This window comes from Gardnerella sp. 26-12 (assembly GCF_001660745.1).
Lineage (GTDB): Bacteria > Actinomycetota > Actinomycetes > Actinomycetales > Bifidobacteriaceae > Bifidobacterium > Bifidobacterium swidsinskii.
This window is the reverse complement of record NZ_LWSR01000098.1, coordinates 1-8,766: the sequence shown is the minus strand read 5'-3', so window position 1 is coordinate 8,766 and position 8,766 is coordinate 1. Positions and strand designations below refer to the sequence as shown.

Below are 8,766 nucleotides of genomic sequence, written 5' to 3'. Positions count from 1 at the left end.
CAATTGCCGGTGTCGGCAATTGTGCTTCGTCGCTGGTTCAGGGCGTTGAATATTACAAAAACGCTGATGACGGTGAGAAAATTCCAGGGTTGATGCACGCTGTATTTGGTCAGTATCGTGTGCGCGATATTGAGTTTGTTGCGGCGTTTGATGTTGATTCTCTAAAGGTTGGGCATGATTTAAGTGAAGCAATTGGCGCTTCACAAAATAACACAATTCGTTTTGCTGATGTACCAAATTTGGGTGTAGAAGTATTGCGTGGTCCAACTTATGACGGTCTTGGTGATTACTACCGTGAAATGATTGATGAGTCCGAGGCTGAACCTGTTGACGTTGCTCAAGTTTTGCGAGATAAGCATGTGGATGTGCTTGTTTCTTATCTTCCAGTAGGATCTGAGCAAGCCGATAAAGCTTATGCGACTGCTGCGATGGAAGCTGGCTGTGCATTTGTAAACTGCCTGCCAGTCTTCATTGCTTCTGATCCTGAGTGGGCACAAAAATTCCGTGATGCAGGAGTTCCTATTATTGGCGATGACATTAAAAGTCAGGTAGGTGCAACTATTACTCACCGCGTTATGGCTCGACTTTTTGAGGATCGCGGTGTGCGTTTGGATCGCACGTATCAGCTGAATGTTGGCGGAAATATGGACTTTATGAACATGCTTCAGCGTTCAAGACTTGAATCTAAAAAGATTTCTAAGACTCGTGCAGTAACTTCAATCGTGCCTCATGAAATGGATGAGCATAATGTTCATATTGGGCCTTCAGACTACGTAGCTTGGTTGGATGATCGCAAGTTTGCTTTCGTGCGTTTGGAAGGTACTACTTTTGGTGATGTTCCTTTGAATTTGGAGTACAAGCTTGAGGTTTGGGATTCTCCAAATTCTGCCGGAATTGTTATCGATGCTGTTCGAGCCGCAAAAATTGCTTTGGATCGCAAGCTTTCTGGTCCGGTTTTGGCTCCAAGTTCATACTTTATGAAGTCTCCTGCAGTTCAGCATGAAGATAGTGAAGCTCGCCAATTAGTTGAACGCTATATTGCTGGTGATGTTGAAGCTAACGAGTCTCAGCTTGATGAAGATACTGAATTTGCAAAAGAACATGGCAAGAGTGTGTGGCGCGCATAATTTATTACTACTCGACATGTAGCGAAAATCGTGTAATATAGATAAAGCCTCCGTGTGGCACTAAGTCACCCAATCCCCCCAGGGCAGAAATGCAGCAAGGGTAAGTGGCCTCTGGTGGGTGCGCGGAGGTTTTATTATGCGTAAAACTAGCGCGGTCGTAAATACTGTCGTAAAGTCTAAAGTATGAGTGAAGAATTTGCAGGAATTCAATCCAATAGCATTGACAATCAGCATGATGATTCTGCTGGAGAAAATGATGCGCTGCCGGTAGGTGGAACTTCGCAAGATATTAATCGCAACAGTGAAGGTAGTGACTATTCGCATCCTTTGGATTCGATTAATACGATTACGCCATTTTCTCCAATCTCATCTGAGGATAATGACGAAAAAATATCGCCTTTATTTCCAGAAAATACTGAAGAGAAATCTTCTAAACAGTCTGTAAAACAGTTTGTGAAACAAACTAAACGTCAATCTGATTTGTCTGATTTGTCTGATTTGTCGTATTCAACTAATCAGTTATCTTCTGAAGATTCTTCATCGGATGCAGATGATATTGATCAGCTTGATCCGCTCGTAAAGCGTCCTCGAATATCTACCATATTGTGGTGTGTTGCTATTGCAATTGTTTTCCTGGCTTCTGCTGCGTTCATATGGTTTATTAGTGTTCAAACAGTACTTGGTCAAAGCTATGAAGAAATGGTAATTGATGGATTTGGCTCTCATGGTATGCCGTCTTGGCTTGCATTTTGCTTGCGACCTATAAGCGTTTCTATGGTTGTTATAGTTACTGGCATAATAATTGCTCTTGTTTCACTCATAGTAGTTTGTATTCGTAAACGTTGGTGGCTTCTTGGTCAATGTGCTGGGATTATTATTCTTTCGGCTGCTGCTGAACCATTGAAAAAAATTCTTCCGCGCCCAATGCTTATAAGTATTGAATATTTGTCTGCAAATTCAGCACCTTCAGGTCATACCCTACTTATTACTGCATCATGTGCGTTGCTTATTTGCGCAGTTTCGCGCGTTTGGCGCGCATGGGCAGCGGTAGCTGCAGCTTTTATAAGCATTCTTGTGGAACTTTCTTTGGTTGCAGCACATTGGCATAGAGTTTCTGACGTTCTTATGTCATTACTTATCGTTGGTGCTGTAACGCTTATTATGCTCGCATGCACTCGCAGTAGTGGAATGGATATGCCAGCTTATCGACGTTCCTCAATTAGCGTTCAAATTGTAGGAAGCTCTATGATTACGATTGGTGTGTTGGCGTGTTTGTATGCACTTTATTTAATATGGCAAATTCTTCCTGGTGTTGATATTTTTGCTCAATGGGCTGCAAGCGTATCTTATGTAGCAACTTATTGGCTGATTATAGGTGTGTCTTTGCTTGTTTTTGGCGTAATTATGGTAATGCGTCACTCTACAGCTTCGCCGTTGAGTAGGCTTGGATTAGTAGGCGCTCCGCCGACGCCTCCATCTGCTTCTAAGTAATATTGTCTACTCTATCTGCTTTTATCCACCGAGGTGGAATGTAATAGACGTATAACTTAAGTTGCGATACAGTTAGCGTGAAACATATAGTTCGGAATTATATGTTCGATTGTGTTAGGAAAGGAGCGAATATGGCAGCACAGAATAAGCTAGTCATTGTGGAGTCTCCCACGAAAGCGCGAAAAATTGGCGGGTATTTAGGCAATGGATATACCGTCATGGCTTCAGTTGGGCATATTCGCGATCTCGCTCAGCCAAGCCAAGTTCCAGCCTCACGCAAAGCGGCGTTTGGTAAGTTTGGTGTAGATGTCGATCATGGTTTTGCGCCATATTACGTAGTTGGCTCAGATAAAAAGAAAACTGTTTCCGATTTAAAGTCTGCGCTCGCAAAAGCTGACGAATTATATCTGGCAACTGATGAGGATCGCGAAGGTGAAGCTATTGCGTGGCATTTGGTAGAAGCATTGAAGCCAACTGTGCCAGTAAAGCGCATGGTGTTTCATGAGATTACTAAGGATGCAATTCAAGCCTCGCTCAGTAATACTCGAAATGTTGACGACAATATGGTTGATGCGCAAGAAACTCGTCGTGTGTTAGACCGTTTGTATGGATATGAGCTTTCTCCTGTTTTGTGGAGGAAAGTTGGTCCTGGTCTTTCTGCTGGACGCGTGCAGTCTGTTGCTACTAGGTTGATTGTTGAGCGCGAACGCGAGCGTATGGCGTTTACTAAGGCGTCTTACTGGGATATTAGCGCGGTTTTAAGTTCTAAAGGCTCAGATGGCGAAAATGTTGATTTTGAAGCGCGCATGAGCGAGCTTTCTGGTCGTCGTTTGGCTGGTTCTAAAGATTTCAATTCAAAAGGTGAGTTGGTCTCTACAAAAGATGAATCACAAAAAGCTTTGCATGTTGATGCTGATTTTGCATCTAAGCTTTCTAAAGCTCTTGAGAATTCAGATTTTGTAGTTGACTCTATGGAAACGAAGCCGTATCGTCGTCGTCCTTTGCCACCTTTTACTACATCAACTTTGCAGCAAACTGCTGGAAACCGACTTTCAATGAGCTCTCGCCAAACTATGCGAGCTGCACAATCTCTATACGAAAACGGCTATATCACTTACATGCGTACGGATTCCGTAACGCTTTCCAAAGAAGCTATCGAAGCTGCGCGTAGTGCTGCTCGTGCAGCATTTGGCGACGAATATGTTTCGCAATCTCCTAAGCAGTACGCAACTACGTCTGCAGGAGCGCAGGAAGCTCATGAATGTATTCGCCCTGCTGGAGCGCGTTTCTTAAGCCCGGACGAGCTTGCAGATAAATTACCTGCGGATCAGCTAAAATTGTATACGCTTATTTGGCAACGAACCCTTGCGTCACAAATGGCTGATGCTACAGGTTTTACAGCAACTGTTAAGTTAAATGCTTCTGCTGGAGAATATGGAGAAGCTTTGTTCCAAGCTTCTGGAACAGTAATTACTTTTGCTGGTTTTATGAAGGTTTTTGGCAATGCTCATGCAACTGAAGGTGAAAGCGATAAGGCACTTCCTCAAATGCAAGCTGGGGATGTTCTTGAAGCTAAAAGTGTTAGTGCGGATTCTCACGAAACTCAGTCTCCTGCAAGATATACTGAAGCTTCTTTAGTTAAAACTTTGGAAGCTAAGGAAATAGGACGCCCTTCTACTTACGCAACGATTATTTCTACAATTATTGATCGCGGATACGTGTATGAGCGTGGACGTGCGTTAATTCCTTCTTGGCTTGCTTTTGCTGTAATTAAACTTTTGGAAGCGAATTTCCCAAAGTATGTTGATTACGCGTTTACTGCTGATATGGAAAATGGTTTGGACAGAATTGCGCATGGTGAAGAAACCGGTCGCGATTGGCTAACTAGATTCTATTTCGGTTCCGGTGAGGGTGCTGCTAATTCTGCTGATGAAGCTCATATTGGTTTGCAACAGCAGGTTGCAGAGCTTGGTGAAATTGATGCGCGTGAAATAAATACCATAGACATTGGCGATGGTTTGCATGTGCGTATTGGACGCTATGGTCCGTACTTGGAAGACATTAAGAATCTTGATGCTGAAGGCAACCCTCGTCATGCTTCTTTGCCAGAAACTTTAGCTCCAGATGAGTTAACTGTTGATGCTGCTCGAGAATTGCTTGAGAATAATGCTGAAGGTCCACGTGTGCTTGGAGTAGATCCAGAAACGGGTGGGAACGTAGAAGTGCGCAATGGTCGTTTTGGTCCGTACGTGGCACTGGTAGAAGAGCAGGATAACGCGGAAGATTCTAAGTCTTCTAAGGCTTCTAAAGCTCGTCCAAAAATGGCTTCTTTGTTTAAAACCATGGATCCAGCGACTTTGACTTTGCAAGAAGCGTTGCAACTCTTGAATTTGCCACGTTTGGTTGGTGAGTATGAAGAAGTTGATGCCGAAGGCGTTGTAAAACTAGCTCGTATCGAAGCAAATAATGGTCGTTACGGTCCATATTTAACTAAAACATATTCTGCTGTAGATACTTCTGCTGGAGAAACTGTGGAATCTAAGCCGGATACGCGATCCCTTTCTAGTGAAGATGCTATTTTTACTGTTACTTTGCAAGAAGCGAAAGATTTATTTGCGCAACCAAAGTACGTTAAGCGTACTCGTGGTGCCGCCAAGCCGCCTCTTCGTGAGCTTGGCGCAGATCCTGAAACTGGAAAGCCAGTAGTGATTAAGGATGGTTTCTACGGAGCTTATATTACTGATGGTGAAACGAATCGCACTTTGCCAAAGCAGTATACGCCTGAATCGATTGATCCGCAGGATGCGTTTGCACTTTTGGCGCAAAAGCGCGCCGCAGGTCCCGTAAAACGCAAAAAGCGCGCGACTAAGAGCACTGCAAAATCTTCTGAAAAGAAGTCTACTGCGAAAAAATCTATCGCAAAGAAAACTTCTACAAAGAAGACTACTTCAAAGAAATCTACCGCTAAAAAAGCATAGAATAAAATCTAAAGATTAAATAGACCTTGCATATGGAGTCAAAAAAATATGGCATCTAAGAATGACGATTTTTCTGGTGGCTGCGCTTGCGGAGGAAACTGCGGCTGCAGAAGTGAGCAATCTTATGCAAATAAAGGTTTATTTATTTCTTTCGAGGGCATTGATGGCGTTGGCAAAACTACGCAAGTTGAGGCTCTTAAAGATCATTTGCAATCTTTGGGGCGAGAAGTTGTAGTGACGCGTGAGCCTGGCGGTACGCAGTTGGGTAAAACTTTGCGCGAAATACTGTTGCATGGCACGAGTGTATCTGCCAGAACAGAAGCTTTGCTTTTTGCTGCGGATCGTGCACAGCATGTTGCGCAAGTGATTCGCCCGGCACTTAGCCGTGGTGCAGTAGTAATAACGGATCGTTATATTGATTCTTCGCTTGCTTACCAAGCAGGCGGTCGCGAATTGACTAAGGATGATGTGCGAACTTTAAGTGAGTGGGCAACGGATTCGCTATGGCCTAATCGCACTTATTTGCTAGATATGCAACCGGAAGATGCTTTTAAGCGTTTGCATCGCGAGCAAGATCGCATGGAATCAGCTGGAATAGATTTCGCTCGTCGCACTAGAGAAGCATTTTTAGATTTAGCGCAGGAGTCTGCAGATCGTTATCGCGTATTAGACGCAACGTTCTCGGCGAAATCATTATTTGAACTTATTGTGCAAGACGTACATAACTTAATTGAAGAAATTGAAACTAAATAAAATGGCGAACTTTATAAAGTGAAGAAGTAGAGAAGCTATGCAGGGGGTGAAGCGATGAGTGTGTGGGATAGCGTTATTGGGCAAGAACAGGTAGTTTCGCGATTGCGAAACATTGCTTGTGCGGACGCTAGCAAAATAGCGCAATCTTGGCTGATTTGCGGATCTGCTGGCTTCGGTAGTGCGCAAGTTGCGCGCGCTTTCGCTGCAGCTCTCGAAAGTCCGGATCATGGAGAAGGCAGTGATGGAATTAGTGGCGAAGGTGAGCTTAGTAAAACTGCCAAAGAAGTTTTAGCAGGATCGCATCCTGATGTGCATACGCTTGCAACAAAAGGCGTAACTCTTAGCATTGACGATGTGCGTGAGGCAATTGGGATTTCTGAGCAGATGCCTAGCACTGCTCCTTGGCGAATCATAATTATTGAAGATGTTGACCGAATGTTGGAACGTAGCACGAACGTTCTTCTTAAAGAGATTGAAGAGCCAAGTGAGCATACGATTTGGCTTTTATGCGCTTCAAGTGTTATGGATGTGCTTCCAACAATTCGTTCGCGTACACAACTTGTGCAATTAGCTACTCCAAACGAGCAGTCTATAGCAGAATATCTTACTAAAAAAACGGATGCGGATAATAAGCTAGCGAGTCGTGCAGCCAGGCTTTCTCAAGGAAATATAGCAACTGCTTTTATTTACGCAAGCGATGAGCGTGCTTTAAGTAGGCGAGATGAGCTTGTTGCAGGATTGCTTCGTATGCATGATGCTGCCGACGCAATTATGCTTGCTGCAATGCTTATTGACGATGCAAAAGCACAAGCAGAAGATGAGGTTCAGCGAAATGTTGAGGATCAACAAAAAGAATTTCGCAGAATTAACGGATTAGGCGATGAGGATCGCATTCCGCCCAAATTGCGCGCAAACTACAATGCAATTGGAAAAAAGGATGATGTAAAACGTAAAGTAACTCGTGTAAGCCGTGACGTGTTATGCCGTTCTCTTGACGCAATCGATAGCGTGTATAGAGACGTTTTAGTTGTTATTAACGACGCGCAAAAGTCTTCGCCAATTATAAATCAGGAATACAAGTCTAGAATTGTCCAGTTGGCACAAAGCATGACAGCAAGTAGAGCCTTGGATTGCGTTGACAGTATTGCTACTGCTCGTCGTCGGCTTTCGAGAAATGGTAACGCAACTCTTGTTTTTGAAGCGCTATTTTGCTCACTTTTGCAAAGTCAATAAAATGCAAAAGTATCATATCCTCCACGGAAGTGACATATCGCTTGTGCCTATTCTTGGTGAATTTGTTGATTCGCGTCGCATGATTTCTGGTCTAAACTCCATATGTGCAGGTAACCAATGTTGCTCTGATTTGTTGACAGCGGTTAGGCGGATTGCTTCGCGTGCAATTTGCTGGTACGGAGGACGGATTGAAGAAAGCTTTGGTTCAGATATTTCTGCCTGTCTGCTATCTCCGTAACCTATTACGAGAACATCCTGCGGAACTTGCAAAGAAAGCTCATCTAAAGCTAGAAGTGCTCCAAGTGCGACAGCGTCATTTGCGCAAATAACAGCGTCTGGTTTGCGAGATTGCTTAGCAGTAGAATCAGAAAAAAGCCGCATTGTATCCTTGAATCCACGTTGATAAGTAAGTTCTCCAAAAGTTGTCCAATCTGGCTCAGAAAGTAAACTTAATCGGCTTGCAGCAGTCTGAAAATTGGCAAATAGGTTTGCGCTTTGTGTGGAGTCAACATTTCCACTTAAATAAGCAATATTATGGGCATCGTGATGCGAAAGATGTATTAAAGCAGCTTCCATCATTGATTCTTGATCCATGCCAACCCAATTGACGTGGAATGAAGTAGCAGTGCCACCAATTTGCACAATGGGAAGATTGTCAACGTAGTTTTCAAGTGTTTTTGTTAAATCACTATTGTTAGATGGCATGACAATAAGACTGTCAACATTATGACCGATAAGCTCTTCTATGCGTTCTTCTTGAGCTTCTGCGTCTTTTCCAGTTCCAACAAGAAGTATTTTATCTATTTCATGAGCTGCTTCATCCAATGCAGAAAGCATATTTACACTGAATGAATCATCTACGTTGCTTGTGCCTATTACTACGCCGATTGTATTAGTTGTGTCACTTCTTAATGCGCTTGCTGCATAATTTACTGAATAATTAAGCTGCTCTGCAGCTTTTCTTACGCGTTTTGCAATATCGTCATCTTTGGCTCGTCTACCAGAAAGTACACGAGATACTGTTGCAATTGAAACTTTTGCAAGAGCTGCTACATGAGTTATGGAGGCGTTTTGATTAGTTTGATTTGTCATATTTGCCCCCGAATAAGTGCGGTGCTGTAATTATTGGTAAACAGCACCGCAAATTGAATATTATTTATTTGTCAGTTTATGTACACTTATTT

At 43.2% G+C, this 8,766-nt stretch carries 6 protein-coding genes and 1 other RNA gene; 6 read left to right on the top strand and 1 reads right to left on the bottom strand.

From position 1 onward, the window contains the following. Positions 1–2: 2 nt before the first annotated feature. The 6 genes from A5295_RS05115 (at position 3) to A5295_RS05090 (ending at position 7,582) form a co-directional block, all read left to right on the top strand. Positions 3–1,127 carry an inositol-3-phosphate synthase gene (locus A5295_RS05115; RefSeq protein WP_231875293.1) on the top strand — a complete coding sequence of 375 codons (1,125 nt, stop codon included), beginning with the start codon at positions 3–5 and terminating at the stop codon, positions 1,125–1,127. A gap of 41 nt (positions 1,128–1,168) precedes the next feature. Then, positions 1,169–1,265: signal recognition particle sRNA small type (ffs, locus tag A5295_RS05110), an RNA gene on the top strand. Between the two features lie 45 nt (positions 1,266–1,310). After that, positions 1,311–2,618 (top strand): phosphatase PAP2 family protein, encoded by a 1,308-nt coding sequence (locus tag A5295_RS05105; RefSeq protein WP_064621986.1) that lies wholly within the window; start codon positions 1,311–1,313, stop codon positions 2,616–2,618. 131 nt (positions 2,619–2,749) lie between these two features. Further along, positions 2,750–5,596: a type I DNA topoisomerase gene (gene topA / locus A5295_RS05100; RefSeq protein WP_033888407.1), complete on the top strand. Its 2,847-nt coding sequence runs from the start codon at positions 2,750–2,752 to the stop codon at positions 5,594–5,596. A gap of 48 nt (positions 5,597–5,644) precedes the next feature. Continuing rightward, positions 5,645–6,349: a dTMP kinase gene (gene tmk, locus A5295_RS05095; protein WP_064621984.1), complete on the top strand. Its 705-nt coding sequence runs from the start codon at positions 5,645–5,647 to the stop codon at positions 6,347–6,349. Between the two features lie 54 nt (positions 6,350–6,403). Then, positions 6,404–7,582 carry a DNA polymerase III subunit delta' gene (locus tag A5295_RS05090; RefSeq protein ID WP_064621982.1) on the top strand — a complete coding sequence of 393 codons (1,179 nt, stop codon included), beginning with the start codon at positions 6,404–6,406 and terminating at the stop codon, positions 7,580–7,582. 12 nt (positions 7,583–7,594) lie between these two features. On the opposite strand, the gene A5295_RS05085 is transcribed toward A5295_RS05090, so the two are convergent. Next, a complete protein-coding gene (locus A5295_RS05085) occupies positions 7,595–8,674 on the bottom strand; it encodes a LacI family DNA-binding transcriptional regulator (protein ID WP_004108041.1) in 1,080 nt (359 codons plus the stop codon). Positions 8,675–8,766: the final 92 nt, after the last annotated feature.

Excerpts from the sequence above, each read along its gene's own strand:
- A5295_RS05105 (WP_064621986.1), top strand. The coding sequence starts at position 1,311 with ATGAGTGAAGAATTTGCAGGAATTCAATCCAATAGCATTGACAATCAG.
- topA (WP_033888407.1), top strand. The coding sequence starts at position 2,750 with ATGGCAGCACAGAATAAGCTAGTCATTGTGGAGTCTCCCACGAAAGCG.
- tmk (WP_064621984.1), top strand. The coding sequence starts at position 5,645 with ATGGCATCTAAGAATGACGATTTTTCTGGTGGCTGCGCTTGCGGAGGA.
- A5295_RS05090 (WP_064621982.1), top strand. The coding sequence starts at position 6,404 with ATGAGTGTGTGGGATAGCGTTATTGGGCAAGAACAGGTAGTTTCGCGA.
- A5295_RS05085 (WP_004108041.1), bottom strand. The coding sequence starts at position 8,674 with ATGACAAATCAAACTAATCAAAACGCCTCCATAACTCATGTAGCAGCT.